The 22208-nt window shown below is 62.0% G+C and carries 17 protein-coding genes and 1 pseudogene; 13 read left to right on the forward strand and 5 right to left on the reverse strand.

Annotated features, from left to right (window positions below; all coding sequences use genetic code 11):
* The first annotated feature begins 45 nt into the window (after positions 1-45).
* The 3 genes from BSY16_RS25915 (at position 46) to BSY16_RS25925 (ending at position 2844) form a co-directional block, all read left to right on the forward strand.
* On the forward strand, positions 46-1116 hold the full coding sequence (locus tag BSY16_RS25915; RefSeq protein ID WP_069062674.1) for an ABC transporter ATP-binding protein: 1071 nt from the start codon (positions 46-48) through the stop codon (positions 1114-1116).
* The gene (locus BSY16_RS25920) at positions 1109-1990 is read left to right on the forward strand and encodes an ABC transporter permease (protein WP_069062675.1); all 882 of its coding nucleotides are present in this window, start codon (positions 1109-1111) and stop codon (positions 1988-1990) included. The genes BSY16_RS25915 and BSY16_RS25920 overlap by 8 nt, the downstream gene beginning before the upstream one ends.
* Before the next feature lie 95 nt (positions 1991-2085).
* Positions 2086-2844, forward strand: coding sequence for an ABC transporter permease (locus tag BSY16_RS25925; protein WP_069063703.1), 759 nt, complete (start codon positions 2086-2088; stop codon positions 2842-2844).
* A 38-nt stretch (positions 2845-2882) separates the two neighbouring features.
* On the opposite strand, the gene BSY16_RS25930 is transcribed toward BSY16_RS25925, so the two are convergent.
* Positions 2883-3764: a LysR family transcriptional regulator gene (locus tag BSY16_RS25930; protein WP_069062676.1), complete on the reverse strand. Its 882-nt coding sequence runs from the start codon at positions 3762-3764 to the stop codon at positions 2883-2885.
* Between the two features lie 97 nt (positions 3765-3861).
* On the opposite strand from BSY16_RS25930, the gene BSY16_RS25935 reads away from it, so the two are divergent.
* Positions 3862-4608, forward strand: coding sequence for a sulfite exporter TauE/SafE family protein (locus BSY16_RS25935; RefSeq protein ID WP_069062677.1), 747 nt, complete (start codon positions 3862-3864; stop codon positions 4606-4608).
* A gap of 27 nt (positions 4609-4635) precedes the next feature.
* Here BSY16_RS25935 and BSY16_RS25940 read toward each other — a convergent pair whose 3' ends face one another.
* Positions 4636-5265 carry a TetR/AcrR family transcriptional regulator gene (locus BSY16_RS25940; RefSeq protein WP_069062678.1) on the reverse strand — a complete coding sequence of 210 codons (630 nt, stop codon included), beginning with the start codon at positions 5263-5265 and terminating at the stop codon, positions 4636-4638.
* Between the two features lie 145 nt (positions 5266-5410).
* On the opposite strand from BSY16_RS25940, the gene BSY16_RS25945 reads away from it, so the two are divergent.
* Complete coding sequence (locus tag BSY16_RS25945; protein WP_069062679.1) at positions 5411-7447, forward strand: NADH:flavin oxidoreductase; 2037 nt, start codon at positions 5411-5413, stop codon at positions 7445-7447.
* 34 nt (positions 7448-7481) lie between these two features.
* On the opposite strand, the gene BSY16_RS25950 is transcribed toward BSY16_RS25945, so the two are convergent.
* Together BSY16_RS25950 and acnA are read right to left on the reverse strand one after the other, a co-directional pair.
* Positions 7482-8168: an imm11 family protein gene (locus BSY16_RS25950; RefSeq protein ID WP_150130150.1), complete on the reverse strand. Its 687-nt coding sequence runs from the start codon at positions 8166-8168 to the stop codon at positions 7482-7484.
* Between the two features lie 209 nt (positions 8169-8377).
* Positions 8378-10948, reverse strand: coding sequence for an aconitate hydratase AcnA (gene acnA, locus BSY16_RS25955; RefSeq protein WP_069062681.1), 2571 nt, complete (start codon positions 10946-10948; stop codon positions 8378-8380).
* A 181-nt stretch (positions 10949-11129) separates the two neighbouring features.
* Between acnA and BSY16_RS25960 the strand changes: the two genes are divergently transcribed.
* The 8 genes and pseudogenes from BSY16_RS25960 (at position 11130) to otnC (ending at position 19933) form a co-directional block, all read left to right on the forward strand.
* Complete coding sequence (locus BSY16_RS25960; protein ID WP_069062682.1) at positions 11130-12056, forward strand: GntR family transcriptional regulator; 927 nt, start codon at positions 11130-11132, stop codon at positions 12054-12056.
* An 87-nt stretch (positions 12057-12143) separates the two neighbouring features.
* Positions 12144-13238, forward strand: coding sequence for an isocitrate/isopropylmalate dehydrogenase family protein (locus BSY16_RS25965; protein WP_069062683.1), 1095 nt, complete (start codon positions 12144-12146; stop codon positions 13236-13238).
* A gap of 132 nt (positions 13239-13370) precedes the next feature.
* Positions 13371-14477, forward strand: coding sequence for an ABC transporter substrate-binding protein (locus BSY16_RS25970; RefSeq protein ID WP_069063704.1), 1107 nt, complete (start codon positions 13371-13373; stop codon positions 14475-14477).
* A 61-nt stretch (positions 14478-14538) separates the two neighbouring features.
* A pseudogene (locus BSY16_RS25975) lies at positions 14539-16214 on the forward strand (ABC transporter permease).
* On the forward strand, positions 16207-17283 hold the full coding sequence (locus BSY16_RS25980; protein WP_069062684.1) for an ABC transporter ATP-binding protein: 1077 nt from the start codon (positions 16207-16209) through the stop codon (positions 17281-17283). The pseudogene BSY16_RS25975 and the gene BSY16_RS25980 overlap by 8 nt, the downstream one beginning before the upstream one ends.
* A 59-nt stretch (positions 17284-17342) precedes the next feature.
* Complete coding sequence (locus BSY16_RS25985) at positions 17343-18008, forward strand: aspartate/glutamate racemase family protein (protein WP_069062685.1); 666 nt, start codon at positions 17343-17345, stop codon at positions 18006-18008.
* Positions 18009-18026: 18 nt separating this feature from the next.
* Entirely contained in the window at positions 18027-19298 is a 1272-nt protein-coding gene (gene otnK, locus BSY16_RS25990; RefSeq protein ID WP_069062686.1) for a 3-oxo-tetronate kinase, read from the forward strand.
* On the forward strand, positions 19295-19933 hold the full coding sequence (gene otnC, locus BSY16_RS25995) for a 3-oxo-tetronate 4-phosphate decarboxylase (RefSeq protein ID WP_069062687.1): 639 nt from the start codon (positions 19295-19297) through the stop codon (positions 19931-19933). Before otnK ends, otnC begins: the two co-directional genes overlap by 4 nt.
* Positions 19934-20087: 154 nt before the next feature.
* Here otnC and BSY16_RS26000 read toward each other — a convergent pair whose 3' ends face one another.
* A complete protein-coding gene (locus BSY16_RS26000) occupies positions 20088-21893 on the reverse strand; it encodes a calcium-binding protein (protein ID WP_069062688.1) in 1806 nt (601 codons plus the stop codon).
* Positions 21894-22208 lie beyond the last annotated feature (315 nt).

A 22208-nucleotide genomic window follows, 5' to 3' on the forward strand; every position in this document is an offset into this window, starting at 1 on the left:
GGCGGGACAGGATCCCGCCGCCGCTCTTTTTCAAGGAAGTCCTGCATGTCCCGTTCTGTCGAACTGATCGATGTCGAAATGACCTTCGGCAAGGCCCGCGCGGTTGAGAAACTCTCCGTTGCCATAGAGGGCGGCGAGTTCTTTTCGATCCTTGGCCCTTCCGGCTGCGGCAAGACGACCATCCTGCGACTGATCGCCGGATTCATACAGCCGACGGGCGGCCGGATCCTGATCGGCGGGCGCGACATGGTCGGCATCGGCGCCGACCAGCGGCCGACCTCGATGATCTTCCAGTCGCTGGCGCTCTTTCCCCTTATGCCGGTGTGGGAGAACATCGCTTTCGGGCTGGAAGTTCGTGGTGTCCGCAAGGCCGAACGGAAAAAGCGTGCCGAGGAGCTGCTCGAACTCATTGCCCTGCCCGGCTATGGCGAGCGCATGGTGCATGAACTCTCGGGTGGGCAGAAGCAGCGCGTCGCAATCGCCCGCGCGCTGGCTGTCGAGCCCCAGGTGCTGCTGCTCGACGAGCCGCTCTCGGCGCTCGATCTGAAGCTGCGCCAGCACATGCGCGCAGAGTTGCGCAGCCTGCAGAAGCGCACCGGCGTCACTTTCATCTATATTACCCACGACCAGTCCGAGGCGCTTGCCATGTCGGATCGTGTCGCCGTGATGAGCGCCGGCGTCTTGCAGCAGGTCGCGCCGCCGCTCGAACTCTACACCAATCCGGCGACGTCCTTCGTCGCGCGGTTCGTTGGGGAAACCAATGAGTTCCCCGGCCGCGTTGAGCGCCTCGCCGATGGCATGGCCGCAATCGAGACCGCCCATGGCCTATTCACGGGGCGGAGCAGCGCTGGACTCAAGGTCGGCGACCAGGCGGTTGTCTACGTTCGGCCCGAAGCGATCTCGCTTTCGGCGGGAGCCGATGCCAATGGCCTGCACGCCGTTGCCGAGCAGCTCGAATTCGAAGGTGCAACCGCCATGCTGCACGCCAAGACCGATGACGGATACCGGCTGGCGGCGGCATTGCCGCACCATCGGCTTGCCGAGGCACCGACGGCCGGAACGAATGTGCGGCTGTCCTTTGCCGCTTCGCAGGCGCTGGTCCTGGCCCATGCATAGCCTGTTTCAGCGATTTGGCGTTGGCCTCGGCAGCGTGATTCTGATCTGTGTCGCAACCTGGTTGCTGGGCATGGTTCTGGCGCCCAACCTGATGATGCTGGATTTCTCGTTGCGGCCTAACCTGATGCCGGCGCAGATCGGCGGCCCGGACGATCGCTACACGCTGGTCAACTTTACCGCGCTTTTCTCCGATCCAGTCCACAGGGGCATCTTCTTCAAGACCATCTGGGCAAGCGCGCTCGTCATGGCGGCGACCTTCGTCGTCACCTATCCCATGGCTTACTGGCTGGCCAAGGTCGCCCAGCGCAAGGCCGTCGCCTTCGTGACGGTCGCGCTGATTATCCCGTTCTGGATCAACGAGGTGCTGCGAACACTGGCCTGTTACATCCTCCTCGCCTTTAACGGGCCGCTCAACGTCGTGCTCACGTCGCTCGGCGTGATCGACGCGCCGGTGCGCTGGTTCGGCGATGTCGGGGTGCTGGCGGGCATGGTCTATGCCTACATTCTGTTCATGCTCTTCCCGGTCTGCAATTCCATCAGCACGCTGGATTCGGCGCAGATAGAGGCGGCCCGCAATCTTGGCGCCTCGACAATCCAGATCCATCGCAGAATCGTCATCCCGCATGCCAAGGCGGGCATCGCAACAGGCTGCGTCTTCACCTTCATGCTGGCGGCCGGAAGCTACGTGGCGCCGGCGCTTCTCGGCGCGCCGGGCAGCCGCTGGTTCACGGAGATCATCTACAACTGGTTCTTCGAAGGCGGCAATTGGAACCGTGGTGCTGCCTATGCGCTGGTTCTTCTCGCGCTGTGCATGGCTGTCGTGATGGCCGCGCTCAGGATTTTCCGGGTCAATCTCGCGGATGTGGCAAAATGACTGTTTCCTATAAGGCCACTGCGGGTGCAGCACCCTCGGCGAGCGGGTTGGCGGCCCTCGCAAGCGTCCTGCCAAAGGTGATCTTCGCCATCTACATGGTGCTGTTCTTCGCGTATCTGTTCCTGCCGCTGCTCGTGATGGCGGCGGCGACATTCAACACCAGCAAGTTCCCGACGGTCACGCCCTGGCTCGGAACGACGCTCGACTGGTTTTCGGCGCTGTGGGCGGATAGCGCCATGTGGCAGGCTCTCCGGCTGTCCATTCTCATCAGTCTGGGTGTGATTGCCATTTCCCTGCCCGTCGGAACCGCGGCGGCCCTTTTCCTCAACAGCCTTCAGGACCGCTCGCGAAGCCTCTTCTATGCCGTGATGGTCTCGCCGCTCCTGACCCCTGGCGTTGCCATCGGCATCGCGACGCTGGTGCTCTGGCGCCAGGTCGGGGTCGGCGGTGGCACGGCGCTGATCATCCTCGCGCAGTCGAGTTTCATTTCCGCCTATGTGATGCTCATGGTCGCCGCCCGCATGCAGCGCTTTGACCGCACGCTGGAGGACGCCGCCGTGGATCTCGGCGCGTCCCGCATCGTGGTCTTTCGCCGCATATTGTTGCCCTATCTCAAGCCGTCGCTTCTGGCCGCGACCTGCATCGCCTTCCTGCAATCCTTCGAGAACTACAACACCACGCTTTTCGTGCGCGGCACCGAGACGCCCTTGACGGTCTACATCGCGACGAAGGTGCGCACCGGGCTGACACCCGCGGTCAACGCTCTCGGGCTCGTGCTCATCGCCGCGACGGTCCTCGCGGCCGTCGCCTATGAGCTTGCACGAAGACGGCAATCGAGCGCATCCCGGGCTTGATATCCACTCCGAGGATTTCCACGTTCCGCCGTGCGGGATCATCCACCTGCGGCCAGATGCGTGAGGAGTTGCTGGGCGGCCGGATCAAGCGGTTGCGTTTCCTGGAAACACAATAGAAGTTGGCGTGTCGCCCAGGGATCGCTCAGTCGCACGCAAGCGATCGGCAGGCTGCGCCGGCACCGCCGGGCGGCGACCTCCGGAACAATGCCGAAGCCGACGCCCGCAGCCACCTGCCGGCAGATCCCTTCGAAGGTGCGCAGGCGCACGCGTGGGTGAAGCTTTTGCCCAATACGCAGAGCTTGCTGGTCGATATGATCCTGCAACGCACCCGCGAAGCCGACATAGTCTTCGCCGAGCATGTCAGAGAAGGCGACCTGTTTTTGCAGCGCCAGCGGATGGTCCCGCCGCAGCACGACGACGAGGCGGTCCACGGCAAAGGGCAGGGTGGCAAGTGGCGCCGTATCAACGGCGTCGGAGACGATGCCGAACGCTGCCGCCCCGCGAGCGACCGCGGCAATCGTCTCGCGGCTCGGCCGCTCGGCAAGATCGACATCGACTTGTCGGTGGGCGGCAAGCCACGGTGCGAGTCGCTCCGGCAGGAATTCGGTGATGGCGGCCGTATTGGCCAGGATGCGGATCGACGACCGTAGGCCCCGAGCGTGTTCGGACATTTCCACATGCATGGTGCCAACCTGGTGCAGGACGAGGCGGGCATGATGCGCAAGCGTGTCACCGGCACGGGTGGGCGTCACGCCGCGGCGTCCGCGTTCGAGAAGCTGCACGCCACCGGATGCCTCCATGTCGCGCAGCCGTTCACTTGCCGCGGCCACGGACAGGTTCGCCGCCTGGGCACCATGCGTGATGCTGCCGGCCTCCACGATGGCCAGAAAGAGACGCAGGTCGGCAAGGTCGAAGCGCATTTTCAGGGCGTAACACAAATCAGCTTTCGGATAAACCGAAGGCTGTTGTTGGATCTTCCCGCTTGTGACGGACCCCGGCAGGCCGTTAGCTCCCGGCATGGATCAGAACGACGTCGTCATCATTATCGCAACTTTCCTTCTTGCCGGCATCGTCAAGGGCGTCACCGGCATGGGCCTGCCGACCGTCGCGATGGGCGTGCTGGGGGCGGTGCTGTCGCCGCTGACGGCGGCGACATTGCTGCTCGTGCCTTCCTTCGTCACCAATGTCTGGCAATTGCTGACCGGCCCCCGCTTCAAGCCGCTCTTATGGCGGCTATGGCCCATGATGGGCGCGGTGATTGCCGGCACCCTGGTCGGTTCGACGCTGCTTGCGGACGGTGCTTCCGCTCGCACCACGGTCGCGCTTGGCCTCACCCTCGTCGCCTATGCCGCCTATACGCTTTGCGCAGCTCCAAGGCGTGTGCCGTCGTTTTGGCAGCCCGTTGCAACGCCGCTGGTTGGCCTTGTGACGGGTCTGGTGACGGGCGCCACCGGCGTCTTCGTCATTCCAGCCGTGCCCTATCTTCAGGCACTCGACCTGGAAAAGGACGAACTGGTCCAGGCGCTTGGGCTGTCCTTTACCGTCTCCACCATCGCCCTTGCCCTGGCGCTCGGATTTCACGGTGCGCTGCCCGCCGAAAACCTGGTTCCCTCGCTTCTCGCCGTCGTCCCGGCTCTGATCGGCATGGCGGTCGGGCAGGCGATCCGCCAGCGGATCAGTCCATCGGCCTTCCGGCGTGGTTTCCTCGTCTGCCTGCTGCTGCTGGGATGTGAAATGGCGCTTCGGCCGCTCTTCGTCGGCTGAGGCCTTCGGCGACCTCGCGGGCGATCCTCATTCCGGTTTGTAACCGTGCCGCGCAAAGAAGCGGTCGAGTTCTCGCTGCTGGGGAGCTTGGCCGGTATAGATCGCGATATATTCCGGGATACGCTTCATGCGGAGCGCGAGATCCTCCGTAGACTGCATGGAGATATATCCGATCTGCACCAGGTAGGTCGTTCGCGCGCGAACGTCCGCTGCCCCGTCATCATAACCGAACCGCATGAACATGCGGCCGATCGCGTCCATTCTCGTCTGGTCGGCCGCATGGACCTCTGCCTGGATTTCCGGCGACTGTAGCGCCCAGCTGCGGACTGCGAATTCGAGCTGAGAGTCGAACAACTCCTTGTTCAGCCAGCAGTCGAAGACGTTCAGCATCGCTTCGGCGAGCGATTCCGCATAGGCCCCGGCGAGCTTCACAAGATTGCCGGTGTTCTTTTCCCGCCAGCGCGCAATCAGCGCACTCAACAGTTCCTCCCGGTCCTTAAAGAACCAGTAGAAACTGGTCCGGGAGAGATTGAGCCGCTTTGCGAGCGGCAGAATCTTGACCGAATCCACGCCGGATTCGAGCAGCGCGTCGTAGGCCGCGTCCAGCCATGCCTCATGAGAGCCCCGCCACCCGCTGTCGATCGTCGCTTGTTCCATGTTTGCTTCCTAACAAAACCCGGGCGTCGCCACAAGGGAATGTACAGTGCTGTCGATATTATAAACGATACTGTTTTCAAATGTTGACACATATGTACATTCCCGCTTACCGTCATGACAAAGTCCCTCAATCCGGAGCCGTCGCATGTCGAACGATCCCCTGCTTCAACCCTACCAGCTGAAGCATCTGACCCTCCGCAACCGCATCATCGTCACGTCGCACGAGCCGGCCTATCCGGAAGATGGCATGCCGAAAGGCCGCTACCGTGCCTATACCGTGGAGCGGGCGAGGGGCGGGGTGGCGTTGACCATGACGGCGGGTTCGGCCGCCGTCTCGAAGGATAGTCCGCCGGTCTTCAACAACTTGCTCGCCTACAAGGACGAGATCGTTCCGTGGATCCGGGAGATGACTGACGCCGTGCATGAAGAGGGTGCGGCGATCATGATCCAGCTCACCCATCTCGGCCGCCGTACGCGCTGGGACAAGGGCGACTGGCTGCCCGTCGTCGCGCCGTCGCATCATCGCGAGGCGGCGCACCGGGCGTTTCCCAAGAAGCTGGAAGATTGGGACATCGAGCGCATCATCAAGGATTTTGCCGATGCGGCCGAGCGCATGAAGGCCGGCGGCATGGATGGCGTCGAGCTGGAGGCCTATGGCCATCTCATCGACCAGTTCACCTCGCCGCTTACCAACGAGCTCGACGGCCCCTATGGCGGCTCGCTCGACAATCGCATGCGTTTCTGTTTCGACGTGTTCAAGGCGATGCGCAAACGGGTCGGCGACGACTTCATCCTCGGTGTGCGCTACACGGCTGACGAATGTCTTCCCGGCGGGACCGGAAAGGCCGAAGGCCTGGAAATCTCCCGCCGTCTCAAGGAAAGCGGCCTGATAGATTACCTGAACGTCATCCGCGGGCATATCGATACGGACCCGGGCCTGACCGACGTCATCCCGATCCAGGGCATGGCGAGCGCACCGCATCTGGACTTTGCCGGCGATATCCGCGCCGCGACCAAGTTCCCGACCTTCCACGCAGCGAAGATCCAGGATGTGGCGACCGCGCGGCACGCTATTGCCGCCGGCAAGGTCGATATGATCGGCATGACGCGGGCCCACATGACCGACCCGCATATCCTGCGCAAGATCATCGAAAAGCGCGAGGACGATATCCGTCCCTGCGTCGGCGCGAACTACTGTCTCGACCGCATCTACCAGGGCGGTCTCGCCTTCTGTATCCACAACGCCGCGACCGGCCGCGAGGAGACGATGCCGCATACGATTGCGAAGGCGGATACGCGCCGGAAAGTGGTGATCGTCGGCGCCGGTCCGGCGGGCCTCGAGGCGGCGCGCGTCTCCGCTGAGCGCGGGCACGAGGTCGTGGTTTTCGAAGCGGCGAACAATCCGGGTGGCCAGATTCGCCTGACGGCACAGAGTGAGCGCCGCCGCGAAATGATCGGCATTATCGATTGGCGCATGCGCCAGTGCGAAAAACACGGCGTCACCTTCCGCTTCAATACCTGGGCAGAAGCCGATGCAATCAAGGCGGAAAAACCCGATGTCGTCATCATCGCGACGGGCGGTCTGCCGCATACGGATGTGCTCACCAAGGGCAACGAGCTGGTCGTCTCTTCCTGGGATATCATCTCCGGCGACGTGAAGCCGGGCAGCAACGTGCTCATCTATGACGATGCCGGCGACCATGCCGGCCTGCAGGCGGCCGAGTTCATCGCCAAAGCGGGCGGCAAGGTTGAGATCATGACGCCGGACCGCGCCTTTGCGCCGGAAGTCATGGCGATGAACCTCGTGCCCTACATGCGTTCGTTGCAGAAGCTCGATACGACCTTCACCGTCACCTACAAGCTGGACGCTGCGGAAAAGAGCGGCAACCAGATCATTGCCCATGTCGGTAGCGACTATGGCGGCATCGCCAAACAGCGCGTGGTCGACCAGATCGTCGTCAACCACGGCACTATCCCGCTGGACGACCTCTATTTCGAGCTCAAGCCGGGATCGAGAAACCTCGGGGAGGTTTCCTATGACGAGCTGCTTTCCGGCGCACCGCAGACTGTCGAGCGCAACCCGGACGGCACGTACCAGCTCTACAGGATCGGCGATGCCGTCGCAGCGCGCAACACGCACGCGGCCATCTACGATGCACTGCGCCTTGCCAAGGATCTGTGACGATGGTGCGCCGGGCTCTGGTATTGTCTGTCCGTTAGGACACGCCCAGCCAATCAAGCTCCCCGATTGGCGTGAATTGCAGGCCGGTGATTTTTGCAGTTTCACACGCCTGGCGAAACTCGGCCGAGACGAAATGCACCGGCACAAGAAAGTACTTGTCCACCCAGAAATGCCTGCCCGCCACCTTGGATGAATCGATGACGAAGCGTGCCTGCGGGATCGACTTGTCCTGGCGGCTGGGATCGTCCCGCCAGCTCCATCCGCGCGCCGTGTTGGTCGTGAAGACATAGGTCGTCTGCGTACGGTCTGCGGTGTCGATCCGTTGTGTGGGATGGACGATCCAGCGGTCCGGCGCAGCACTGTCGTCCTTCCACATCATCGTCAGAGGGTGAAGTTGATGCATGCCCGGCTCCATGGCTTCAACGACATCGCGAAACCGCGCCGTGGCCAGGTATTGTGGGACTTGGTATAGAACGTCGGGCAGAGGCCTGACCCGCTGCGTGGCCAGAAAGCGGATTCTGTTCGGCAGCGTCGCCGGGATCAGCGGTATGCCGTATCCGAGGACGCCTTTCTTCTGACCTTGAAAGCCGGCTCCACCATCGAATGCGCCGTCAACATAGCGTATCTGGCGGGACCAGTCCGCTATAGGACGGCCCTCGTCATCTATGATCTCCTGGTTGATGATGGGGAGCAGCATTGGCGAACTCATCGTGTAGATCAATGTTTGCGTCCTCGACAAAGGGTATCCAGAACCATCGACGTGGGATGCCGGCGATGATGGGTAAAACGGCAGGCGAATGATGGCGACTGGCGGGAAATATTTCGTTATTGGTCGAAAAGAGTGCGATGGGACAACCGATGCCCTCGGGGTCGATCGAAGATCATGCCGCCACGTCAAGGCATGAAGGTGTCCCTCCAAATGGCATCACCTCATGGACGTCGGGCAGGAGACAGGATCGCCTGGATCATTCCACCTGATGTGAGGATATCGGCCTCCCGCTCTGTTTCCACCGCGGCCCTTCCTGCCAGATGCTGGCAATCGCCGTTTGCACGCCGGACGGTCAAGGCCACCGTGCATCTGGGCTCCACGACAGCTGCGTAGACCTGGAGCATGTCCTGCACGCCGATGGAAAATGGCACATCGCGCGCAAGCTCGATGGGAAGGATACCCATGCCGATGAGGTTCGTGCGGTGAATGCGTTCGAAGCTGCGCGCGATGACCGCGCGCACGCCGAGGAGCGCCACGCCCTTCGCGGCCCAGTCGCGCGAGGAGCCGGTGCCGTACCGCTCGCCTGCAACGATGACGACCGAGCGGCCCTCCTGCCGGTAGCGCTCGGCTATCTCAGAGAGCGGCCCCTCCTCCATCGTGGGTGCGTGGACGGTTCGCGAGGCCGGCCGGTTATCGATCAGCAGGTTGCAGGCGCTGCGATTGTCGAACAGGCCGTGCACCATGACCTCCCAGTTCCCGCGCCGGGCGGCATAAACGTTAAGATCGTTTGATGGTGCGCCCCGCGCAACGAGGTGTTTGCCGGCAAGGCTGCCGGCACTGATCTGGCCGGCCGGCGAGATATGGTCCGTGGTCATGTCATCGCCGAGGACAAGCAATGGATGCGCTGAATAGGTTCCGAGACGACTTGCCGTGCGGGTGTCGGCGAAGGGCGGCCGGCGGATATAGGTAGACGCTTCGTCCCACGGGAAGCGCGGGGACGCAGGAGCATCGAGCGCCTCCCAAGCGGTATTGGCTGCGGCTTGTGAGAAGGCTTGCCCGAAATCGGCAGGATCAGAAAAGGCGTGCATGATGGCATCGATTTCCGCGCGGGAGGGAAGAAGGTCGCCAAGAACGAATGGTTCGCCGTTCCGTCTGCGGGCGATTTTACGGCTCATGGGGTCCGGTACCAGTTTGCCGATAAGGGAGAGCGCGACGACGAGCGGGGGTGCTGCGAGAAAGCCGAATTGCAGGCTTGGATGGACACGCCCGGGAAAGTTCCGGTTTCCGGAGAGAAGGGCTGCTGCGACAGTTCCCTCCTCGACCGCCGTTGCCATGTCAGCTTGCAGGGGGCCGGAATTGCCGATGCAGGTCGTGCATCCGTGGCCGACGATGCCGAAGCCTAGGGCCTCCAGATCACCCAGCAGGCCGCTGCGGGCCAGGAAACGTTCGGCAGATGGCGAGCCCGGCGCCAGCGAAGTCTTCACCCAGACCGGCGGTCGAAGGCCGAGACGCCGCGCTTTGCGCGCAACGAGGCCGGCCGCAGCGAGCAGGTGTTGATCGGACGTGTTGGTGCAGCTAGTAATGGCGGCAATGGCAATGGCACCGTCCGGTATGGTTTTCCCCTCTTGGAAGAGGCGACCACTCACAGCCTCCAGCGCTTCGGCGGCCGCCGCGACGGGCAATTTGTCCTGCGGACGACGCGGTCCGGCAAGGAGGGGCTCGATCGCGGACAGATCGAGATCGATCACCCGGCTGTAGCGCGGCTCGACTACTGGGTCGAACCACAGGCAGAGCGCTTTTGCAGCGTTTTCAACGAAGGTACAATGCTCGGCCGCGCGGCCGGTCTGGCGAAGATAGCTGATCGTCTGTTCATCGACCGGAAAGAAGCCGGTCGTCGCACCGTATTCAGGTGCCATATTGGCGACCACGGCACGGTCGCCGCCGGTCAGCGTCGAAATGCCTTCGCCGAAAAATTCGACGAATTCACCGGATAGGCCGTGTTTTCTAAGCAGGTGCGTGACATCCAGCGCAAGATCCGTCGAAAACACACCCGGCCCCAACCGCCCCCGCAGCCTAACGCCAACGACGTCAGGCAGGCGGATCGTCACCGGCATTCCGAAGAACACGCTTTCCGCCTCGAGGCCCCCGACGCCCCAGGCGAGAACGCCGATGCCGGCGATCATCGGGGTGTGGCTGTCCGTTCCGATCAGCGTGTCCGGTGCCGCCCATCGCTCGCCGTCCCGGTCGACAATGTCCATGATCGTGGCAAGCTGTTCGAGATTCAGCGTATGCATGATGCCGGTGCCGGGCGGGTGGACCCGCACGCCGGGCAGGGCGGCGGTCGCCCATTTCATCAGCCGGTAGCGTTCGCTGTTTCGCTCCATCTCGCGACGCATATTGTGTTCGCGCGCTCCGCTTCGGCCGTACCAGTCGACGGCGACGCTGTGGTCAACCGAAACGTCGACGGGCAGAACGGGCGTCAGCGTCGAAGGGTCGCCGCCGGCTTCAGCGATGGCGTCGCGCATGGCCGCGATATCCACCAGCGCCGGCACGCAGGTCGTATCGTGCATGAGCACGCGGGATGGATGAAAATCGACCGCCGCTTCACTGGTCCCGTCACGTAGCCAGATGCGCAAGGCTTCGGTGAAAGCGAAGAGGTGGCCCGGATCCCTTCGGGCCACGTTTTCAAGCAGGATACGCAGCACGAACGGCAGGCGATGGACCTCTCCGAAAGCGCTTCGGAGGTCGACGGCATTGACGGGGCCGGTCGCTGCTTCGATCCGTAAAGCCATACGCCCTCTCAAAATTGATTTTTTAAGTTTAAAAAAGCAATTAATGGAAGATGTCAACGGTTTTCCGCCAATTCATTGGCTTTTAACCGGGCGCATATGCAAAAATCGGACATCTTGTTTATTTCGGGACAGGCATGAATTAACGTGCCGCGAATGCCCCCCAGAGGATCGGACACGAACCATGCGCTCCAGCCAGCTCGCCCAGACCATCGCGAACGAAATCACTCTTCTCGTCACATCCGGCGAGCTTTTGGTTGGCGAGCACCTGAAGACCCAGCAGTTGGCCGACCGCTTCGGGGTTTCGCGGTCTCCCGTGCGCGAGGCGATGGAGATGCTGGCGAGCCAGGGGCTCCTGGAGCAGAAGGAGAATCGCGGCTTCTTCGTCAAGGAGGCGAACGACGGTGTCGTCGAGCAAGTGCGTGACGACCCCGAACCCTTCGAGATTGCAAACGACTACCAGCGGCTGGCGGAAGACTGGCTGACGGACCGTATTCCTGCCGAAGTGACTGAGCAGATGCTGCGTGAGCGCTACGCGCTGACGAAGTCGCAGCTCAACGATGTCCTCATGCGTGCCACCCGCGAGGGCTGGGCGGAGCGCAAGCAGGGTTATGGCTGGCGCTTCCTGCCCGTCGCCAAGACACCGGAGGCTTTCGAGCAGATCTATCGCTTCCGCATGCTGATCGAGCCCGCCGCCATGCTGGAGCCGGAATTTCGGCTTGACCGGAAAATCATCGAGGAGCAGCGACGTGTCCAGCTACGCATGCTGGAGATTGATATAGAGCGCCTGCCTGCCGAACGGCTGCTGCACAACGGCGCGCTCTTCCATGAAGAGCTGATCAAAATGTCGAACAATCCTTTTTTCCACATCTCCCTGGTTCGCGTGAACCGGATGCGGCGCCTTCTGGAGTATCGCTCGCGCGTCGACCGCAGTCGCACGGTGCGGCAGTGCCGGGAGCATCTCGAAATCCTCGATCTTCTGGAACGCGGTGAGGTCGTGGAGGCCTCCTATGCGATGCGCCGTCACCTCGGTGGCGCGCTCTCCAAAAAGTCGCCCGTTACCTGGTCCTGGTCCCATCAGGCACATGAAAAAGACGATCCAGAAAAATGATATTGCATTTTTGAATTTAAAAAGCCAATAACCTGCTCGTGACGTTGCGCGGCGATCTTGCTTGCCGCCTCATGGGAGATTGGTTTGATGAGAATATTCGTGACGCCGTGTGATGGGATTGGCCCGGAGATCACCGCGGCAACTATGGACGTCCTGAAGGCGGCGGATGCGGCGTTTTCGCTTGGTCTCGACTTCCATTTTGAAGAAACGGGCTTTGCGAGCCTGGAGAAGTACGGTTCAACTCTGCGAGACGAGACGCTGGACCGGGCGCGCACCTTCGACGGCATCATCCTCGGACCGCAATCCCACATGGATTACCCTGCGCGCGACAAGGGCGGCGTCAACGTCTCGGCCGGCTTCCGCGTCAAGCTCGATCTCTATGCGAACGTACGCCCGGCGCGCTCGCGCCCGTTCCTGAACGATGCCAAGACGATGGACCTCGTTATCATGCGCGAGGCGACGGAAGGCTTCTATCCCGACCGCAACATGTATGCCGGTACGGGCGAATTCATGCCGACACCGGATGTGGCGCTTTCCGTGCGCAAGATCACGGCGTCGGCCTGCGAGCGCATTGCGCGCCAGGCCTTCCTGCTTGCCATGAAGCGCAACAGGAAGGTGACCGCGGTTCACAAGGCCAACAATTTCATTCTCACGGACGGCCTGTTCCTGCAGCAGGTGCGGAAGGTCGCGGCCGAATTCCCGGAGGTCACGCTCAACGAACTCATCATCGATGCGATGGCCGCCCATCTGGTGCGCGACCCGTTCCGCTTCGACGTTATCGTCGCAACGAACTTCTATTCGGATATTCTGTCAGATCTGGCGAGCGAACTGTCCGGCAGTCTCGGCCTTGCCGGCTCGATCAACGCCAATGCCGAGACCGGCCTCGTCTGCGCCCAGGCGCAGCACGGTTCGGCGCCGGATATCCAGAACCAGAACATCGCCAACCCGACCTCGCTCATCCTGTCTGCGGCAATGATGCTGAGCTGGCTCGGTGAATGGCGCGGTCTGCCGCAGTTTGAGGCGGCTGGTGCGGACATCGAGCGGGCAGTCGACGCGGTTCTCGCGGACCCGGCGTCGAGGACCCGCGATCTCGGTGGCAACACCAGTACGGACGCATTCGGCGCGCTTGTCGCCGGCGCGGTTCAATCGGGAGACGGCGAGCGGAAATTCGCCAGCGCCTGAGAAGGTATTTTGTATTTTAAATTTTTAAAATCCAAAATGCAAAACATGGGGAAAGCGAGGGCAGGGAGTGGCCCTCGCGTGGCTGCTTGCGCTCGCTTTGGAGTGCGGGCCTATCTTTTGGGAGAAGAGATGATGAATAGCAATGTATCCGCCCGCACGGCCGTCTTCGCCGTCAGCACGGCGTTCATGACGGCCTTCGGCGCATCCGCATTCGCACAGGAAGTACCCGCCGGCTATCCGGCCGACTACGCTGGCATCATTGCCGCGGCGAAGGAGGAGGGAACAGTCTCGGTCTATACCTCGACCGACGCCGCCCAGTCGCAGAAACTGCAGGATGCCTTCACCAAGAAGTACGGCATCAAGATCGCCTACAATGACCTGGGTACGAACGGCTCCTACAATCAGGTGATCTCGGAAGCCGCTGCCGGCCAGACGACGGCGGACATTGTCTGGAGCTCGGCCATGGACCTTCAGATGACGTTGGTCCAGGAAGGCTATGCTGCCGATTATGCCACCCCGGAAGCGGCCAGTCTCCCGGCTTGGGCGAACTACAAGAACATGCTGTTCGGCACGACCGTCGAGCCGATCGGCATGATCTACAACACCAAGGCGCTGTCGGAAGACAAATTGCCGAAGACCTATGCGGAGCTGATCAGCTTCCTCAAGGACAACAAGACCGAGCTTCAGGGCAAGGTGGCGACCTTCGATCCTGAAAAGAGCGGCTCTGGCTTCCTGCATCACTCCAACGATGCCCGCAACCGACCCGACTTCTGGGACCTCGCCAAGGCCATGGGCGAGGACGGTGCAAAAATCTATTCAAGCTCCGGCGGCATGAAGGAAACGGTGGTTTCGGGCGAAAACGTCATCGCCATCAACATTATCGGCTCCTATGCGCTGGATTGGGTGAAGGAAAGCCCGAACCTCGGCGTACATTTCGCCGCCGACTATACGCCGGCCTTCTCGCGCCTCGCGCTGATCACCAAGGATGCTCCGCATTCGAACGCCGCCAGGCTCTTCGTCGATTTCATGCTGTCAAGCGAGGGCCAGTCGCTTCTCGCGGAAGGCGGGCTGCCGTCGGTGCGCGAGGACGTGACCGCCGGTCTCAATATCAAGACGCTAAACGAGCGTGTCGGCGGCGGCCTGAAGCCGATCACCGTGGACGAAGGCGTGCTCGAATACATGGAGCCGACGAAGCGCGTGCAGTTTTTCGACGACTGGAAAGCCGCCCTCGGCCGCTGATGCTTAGCCGGTCGCGGCGCGCCAGCGCCGCGACCCCGCCACGTTTTGCGAGAGGCATAGAATGTCCACCCCCATCCAAGCGCCGGCTGCAGTCCCGTTGACGAAAGCCGCGGCCGAAAAGAAGTATCCGGCGAAGATGCCGCGGCACGGCAATGCGACTGCCTACCGGCGCATCGTCATTGGTCTGCTCGCACTCGCCGTGCTGGCACCCGTCGGCCTGATCATCTACCAGAGTTTCCTGACGGCGGCGTTCTTCAGCCCGCGTGCGCGGTTCGGGTTCGATGCATACGGATACGTCTTCACCGACAAGAATTTTTACAAGGCGCTCGGTACGACTGCGGTCTTCTCCTTCGGTATGGTGTCGATTGCCGTGCCGCTAGGCGGCCTGCTTGCCTTCCTGATCACACGCACGGATATCAAGGCAAAGCGCCTGCTCGAAATCCTCGTGCTCGTGCCGATGTTCATTTCATCCATCGTGCTCGCCTTCGGCTATACGGTCTCTGTGGGCCCAACCGGTTTCGTTTCGCTCTTCATCCGCGATATGATCGGGATCGTGCCCGGGAACATCTACAGCCTGCCGGGCATGATCCTGATTGCCGGCCTCAGCCATGTGCCGCACGTCTATCTCTATGTCTCCTCGGCCATGCGCAACCTGCCGTCGGATCTCGAGGAGGCGGCCCGCACCACCGGCGCTTCCATCTGGCAGGTCTCGCGCGATGTCACACTGCCCATGGTGCTGCCAGCGCTGATCTTCGCCGCCGCGCTCAACATCCTGCTCGGTTTCGAGACCTTCGGCATTCCGCTGGTGCTTGGCGATCCGAACGGCATCATGGTGCTCACCACCTATATCTACAAGCTCACTAGCGCCGACTGTTGCGCAATACCCGCAAATATGCCGCGATGGGTGGCAAGGGTGCGCGTGTCTCCACTTTGAAGCTCGGCACGAGCGGCCAGGTCATCGCGCTATCGATCATCGGATTCTGGCTGTTCGCCTCGGTCGTCCTGCCGATTGGCGGCATTACGGTGCGTGCCTTCGTGGATGCCTGGGGCGAGGGCGTCAATCTGTGGGATCATCTTACGCTCTCCAATTTCGATCGTATGCTGGAAGTCCCGAGCCTTGTGCGCGGTATTACCAACACGGTGCTTCTCTCCGTCGTCGGCGGCGCCGTCGCGGTCGGCATCTACCTGATGGTCGGTCTTGCGGGACATCGCAACTGGGGCCTGTCGAACACCGTGCTCGACTATCTCGTGCTCCTGCCACGCGCTTTGCCGGGCCTTGTCATCGGCCTTGCGTTCTTCTGGGTCTTCCTCTTCGTGCCGCTGTTGACGCCGCTGCGCCCGACGCTGGTCAGTCTTTTCATCGCCTATGTCGTCGTCGGCCTCTCCTATGGCCTGCGCCTCCTTCAGGGCACGCTCATCCAGGTCGCACCGGAACTCGAGGAATCCGCGCGCACAACCGGCGCTACGATCGGCCGGACCTGGATGGACGTGGTAATCCCGATCGTTCGGCCCGGCCTTGCCGGTGCCTGGGCGCTCATCATGATCATCTTCCTTCGCGAATATGCGACAGGCGTCTACCTCATGAGTGCGGGCACGGAAGTGATCGGTTCGCTGATGGTTTCGCTTCTGCAGACCGGCGCCATGAACACGATCGCCGCCCTTTCCCTCATCAGCATCGTCTTGACGGGCGCAGGCCTCGCACTCGCCCTCCGTTTGGGAGCAAAAATCCATGACTGAACTCGTTGTCAGCAATGTCCAGAAGTGGCTGGGCGGCTTGCAGATCCTGAAGGGCGCTTCGTTTACCGCGCAACGCGGCTCCATCGTCGCCTTGCTCGGCGCCTCGGGCAGCGGCAAGACAACCCTTCTTCGCTGCATCGCCGGCCTAGAACAGCCGGAAATCGGCCAGATAATCATCGGTAGCAAGACCGTGCTCGACGGCGACAAGAAACTCGCCCTGCCGCCCGAGCAGCGTAATATCGGTCTCGTCTTCCAGTCCTATGCGCTCTGGCCGCACCGCACCGTCAAGGAGAATGTCGGCTACGGCTTGAAGCTGCGCAACGTCGCGCAAGCCGACATCGAGAAACGCGTGCAGGCCATCCTTGATCGCATGGGGCTTGGCCATCTTGCCGATCGCTTCCCCTCGCAGCTTTCGGGCGGCCAGCAGCAGCGCGTCGCAATCTGCCGGGCGCTGGTCTATGAGCCGCGTGTTTTGCTGCTGGATGAACCGCTGTCCAACCTCGATGCGAAGCTGCGCGAGGAAGCGCGCTACTGGATCCGCAAACTGATACTCGACCTCGAAATCTGCGCCATCTTGGTCACGCACGACCAGAGCGAAGCGCTCGCGGCTGCCGACAACATTCTCCTCCTGCAGGACGGCCGCATTGTCCAGCAGGGAGGTCCGCAGGAAATCTACTCCAATCCGAACAGTTTCTATTCGGCAGATTTTCTGGGCGCCAACAACATCGTCAAGGCCAAGGTGAAGACCGTCGAGGGCAAGGCGGCCGTCATTGGCGGCGAAAGCTGGAGCCTCGACGGCTCGGTACGCGAAGCGGCGGGGTTGAGTGTCGGGCAGGACGTCCGGGCGGTCATCCGCGTTGAGCAGATCAGCGTCAACGACCGGCCCGAGGCTGGCGGCATCGAGATGAATCTCGACGACAGTATCTATCTCGGCGACCGCTGGGAATACCGTCTTCGCCGCGGCGATTTCGTCGCCAGGGCACACGGCGCCAAACAGCTTTCGTCTGGAACGGTCTGGGCCCGCATACCCTCGGAAAGCGTCTGGGTGTTTTCGGCCAGCCAGCAATAGCTAGCCGTCTATGGTGGCCGCTACATCTTCCAGCGGCCGCTGCCATCAAAGGAAATCACATGTCGAAATCGCCACGGATCACCCTCATCCATGCGGCACCGATCGCCATGGAGCCCATCAAGCTGGCCTTCGCAGCGGCTTGGCCGCATGCGGATGTCGTCAACCTGCTCGAAGACAGCCTGTCACCCGACCGGGCAAGAAGCAGCGACATTACCGAGGCGTTGGCGGCCCGCATCGCGGCGCTGACACACTATGCATGGCAGATTGGCAGTGACGCCGTATTGTTCACCTGCTCGGCCTTCGGGCGGGCCATCGAGCAGGCAGCGGCGAGCGTCGATATTCCGGTGCTGAAGCCGAACGAGGCAATGTTCGAGGCCGCGATCCGCAGGGGCGGACGCACGGCCATGCTCTACACTTTCCCGCCGGCGCGCGAGGGTATGGAAGCCGAGTTTGCAGAAGAGGCCGCAAGGCTCGACCCTACGGCCACGATGGAAGGCGTCTTCATAGAGGGCGCGATCGAGGCGGTTCGGGCCGGAGATACGGAGACGCACAATCGCCTGGTCGCCGAAGCGGCGGCTCGCCTTACTGGCTTCGACAGCATCGTGCTTGCGCATTTCTCCATGGCGCGTGCCGTGCCGGCCGTACGGGCGGCGACGGACATTCCAGTCCTGTCGAGCCCAGACGCCGCTATCGACAAACTCAAGCGCCTTATCGGTGCGGTCTGATTTCGGGAGTACTATTCGATGCTGCTTGGCGTCATTGCAGACGGTTTTACCGGAGCGAGTGATATTGCGAATACCCTTGCAAAGGGCCGGCCGGGGCAGGGCGGTCTTCGCACCGTGCAATATCTCGGCATTCCGGATGGAATGGCGGCTCCGGACGTCGAGGCCGGTGTTATCGCGCTGAAGAGCCGGTCGATCGAAGCGGCGGCGGCCGTCGAACAGTCGCTCGCCGCCCTCCGCTGGCTCCTCGAACAGGGTTGCCGGCAGATCGTCTTCAAATACTGCTCGACCTTCGATTCCACATCCGCCGGCAATATCGGTCCCGTCGCCGAGGCACTGGCCGAGGCGCTGGACGTCAAGGGCGTGGTTGCCTGCCCTGCCTTCCCCGGCGCGGGTCGCACCGTGTATCAGGGCCACCTCTTCGTGAAGGACCGGTCGCTCAACGAATCCGGCCTGCAAAACCATCCGCTCAACCCGATGACGGATGCAGACATCCGGCGCTGGCTTCGGCTCCAGACGACAGCCGACGTCGGCCATGTCGATATCGGGGTCGTTCGACAAGGTCCGGCTGAAATCGAAGCAGCCTTGCAGGAAGACGCTGCTCGGAACCGCACTCTCGTCATCGTCGATGCGATAACGGATGACGACCTTGTCGCGATCGGCCGCGCGGTGGTATCGCACCGTCTTGTCACGGGCGGCTCGGGTATCGCGATCGGCCTTGCCGCGAACTTCGTTGAACACGGCCTTGCCGTCGGTACAGGCGCGGCGGCGATCGGCGTCGAGGGACCGGAAGCTGTTCTCGCAGGAAGCTGCTCCGGGGCAACGCGCGAACAGATCGAAGTTCATCGCAGGAACCATCCGACTTTCGCCATCGACGTCGACGCCGTCATGGACGGATCGATCACGACCAAGGACGTGACATCCTTCCTGCTCGCGAACCAGGGGCGGGCGCCGCTGGCCTATTCTTCCTGCACACCCGACGCGGTCCAGGCGATCCAGGTGCGCTTCGGGCGAGAGAAGGTTGCCAAAGCGCTCGATGACCTGTTCGCGCAGATCGCCCAGCAACTGGTGCGAGCGGGTATTCGCCGGCTCGTCGTCGCAGGTGGCGAAACGTCGGGCGCCGTCGTTTCGGCGCTCGATCTTGGTGCACTCACGATCGGGGCCGAAATCGATCCCGGTGTGCCCGTGCTCCTGTCGGGCGGGGAATGTCCTATCGCGCTCGCCCTGAAGTCCGGCAATTTTGGCGCGCCTGATTTCTTCATCAACGCAGTGAAAAGGCTCGCGGGCAGATGAGTCTGGAAAACAGGATACGCGACGATATCGCCCGCTTGTCGAAGTCGCTCTTCGATCGTGGCTTTTCAGTGGGGTCCGCCGGCAATATCAGCGCCGCGGTCGAAGACGGGATCCTGATAACCCCGACGAATTCATGCCTCGGTTTCCTGGATCCGGCGCGGATCTCGAAGCTCGATCGCAGCGGTAACCATGTTTCTGGCGACAGGCCATCCAAGGAAATCTTCCTGCACCGGGCTTTCTATGAAACACGCCCGCAGACGGGGGCCGTGGTCCATCTCCATTCGACGTTCGCGACGGCTCTTTCCTGCCTTTCGGATATCGACCCGGACGACTGCATTCCGCCGCTGACGCCCTACGTCGTCATGCGTGTCGGCGTGGTGAAGCTGCTGCCCTATGTCAAACCGGGCGACGAACGGATGGGCGATATGATCCGTAACCTTGGGGGATGCTACGCTGCCGCGCTGCTCGCAAATCACGGGCCGGTCGTCACGGGTAAAGATGTTATCTCTGCGGTCTTTGCCGCGGAGGAGCTCGAAGAAACAGCAAAACTGCTGGTTCTCCTGCGCGGTGTGCCGGTGCGGATGCTTTCTCCGGAAAACGTTGCGCAATTGAAAGACGTCTTCGGCGGCTTCTGAGCAAGAACTCGCGAAAGCGGCTCAGTTCCCACATCGTCATCGACGGTGCGGCCTTCTGCCGGTCGGTGACGCCCAAGAAACCAACAGAGAACGCCACCACAAATCCAGGCCCCTTGTCCTGCCGGAAGACGACCTGAAGGCCCTTCTGCTCCGATCAGATCACCAGGAAATCCGCAGCGCTGAGGTTGAGGCCGGCCGACAGCGACGCAAACTTGACAGCCCTGAACGCCGAACCGCCGCCATCGGCGTCATAGAACAGCGAACCGGTGTTCGAGTTGTAGATGATGAAATCGTCTGCATCGCGTGGCGCGCTGGCATTGTCCTTGAACGCCGACGCATCCAACCCCCCGAGATCGAGCGCTGAAAAGATCGCGCTGTCGAGCTGGATCTGGTCATCGGCGACGTTGAAATCGCCGATGCGGGCGACACCGCCGGAGCCCAGCGCGCTCGAGAACAGGAACGTGTCCGCCCCCCCCATTCCCCACAGCGTGTCGTTGCCGCCACCGCCATCGATCACGTTGCCACCGTCATTGCCGCGCACCAGCTGCGCCAGTTCGTTGCCGGTCAGATTGGTTGCACGGGTGCCCTGCAGGGAGGTGGTGTTCAGATATTCGACGCTGGCGCCGCTGGCGAGCACATAGTTCACGCCGGCGCTGACGCGGTCATTGCCTTCACCGCCAATTTCGACGATTGCCGTTCCGGCGTTATAGACCGAATAGGTATCGTTGCCGGCACCTCCAGTCAAAATGTCGGCAGCGCCGACCCCACCATCGGTGAAAATGTTGTCGTTGGCGTCACCGGTGATGATGTCAGCGAAAACGGAGCCCCTGATGATTTCTATGCCGGTCAACGTGTCGCCGTTGGCGTCACCGGATGATACTTGCGGCCCCAACAGCCGAAGATCGATCGTGACACCGGCCGAAGACGCCGCATAGCTTACCGTGTCGATACCTGCGCCACCATCAAGCGTGTCAGCCCCGGCCCCGCCCTGGAGCACGTCGTCACCGTTGCCGCCGGACAGAATGTTCGCCGCGGAACTGCCGGTCAGTGTGTCGTTGAAGGCCGAGCCGATGAGGTTCTCGATGTTGCTCAGGGTATCGCCCTGGGCCTCGCCGCCGGACCCGCTGCCAGCGGCGAGGTCGACATTCACCGCCGCCGACGAACCGGAATAGTCGGCGGTGTCGATACCGGCGTTGCCGACGAGAACATCGGCTCCCGCACCGCCGATGATGGTGTCGTTGCCGGCCGAACCGGCAAGCGTGTCGTCGCCAGCTGAGCCGATCAGGCGTTCTATGCCAGTCAGCGTGTCGCCTTGGGCGTCGCCGCCGCTACCGGTGCCGGACATTAGGCTAATGGTTACCGCGTCGACGGAGGTGGAATAGTCCGCCGTATCGAAGAGGCCCGCCCCTCCTTGCAGAGAATCGGCGCCTGCGCCGCCAATAAGCCAATCGTCTCCAGCGCCGCCAAGCAATATGTCATTGCCGCCCATGCCATTGAGCACGTCGTTGCCACCTTGGCCGTTGAACGTATTGGCACTCACAGTGCCGGTGAGATTGTCGCCGCCGGTGTTGGAGCCGATAAGATTGGTTATACCTTGCAGGTAATCGCCCTGGGCGTCGCCGCCGAAGCCCTGTGATGCGCTGACGAGCTGCAGGTTGATACCAAGCATCGGCAGAGTAAGGCTGACCGTCAGCGACAGATCGATGGTCACACCGTCAACAGAGGTCGTGTAGTCGGCGGCGTCAATGCCCGATGGTGTTACTATGCCTGCAGCGTTGAGCAACCCACCGATGATGACGTCTGCGCCGGAGCCGCCACGGATGACATCATCGCCGGACCAGCCGATCGCGATGTCGTCACCGCCCAAAGCATCAACGAAATCGTTGCCAATGCCTTGGATAGGGCCGATTATGAGGTCAGATAATATTTCGCTGGCGTTCGAGCCGGTAAAAGTGGCCATGATTTTTCCTATTCAAATACGGATGGCGTAATCGTCTTTAAATATTGCGAGCTGCTTGGGCAGCTACGTCACCGATCGTAGCACTCAATCCGAAAGTGTTAAATGCATCCGGCTATGGTTGTGTCGGTTGTATCCACGCGATGGCTAACAAAAGGTGAAGGGGCCGCCGACTACGAAGCCCGACAAGGGCTTGGCAGACGCCCAAGAAACATGGCTCTGCCCGGCCCGGCTGCCGATCAACGTGGTTTATTCCTCACGCCGCAACATGCCGTTACGCATAAGGACGGTGGTGGAGTTCCTGATCGCCGCTGTCCA

This window comes from Sinorhizobium sp. RAC02 (genome assembly GCF_001713395.1).
GTDB lineage: Bacteria > Pseudomonadota > Alphaproteobacteria > Rhizobiales > Rhizobiaceae > Shinella.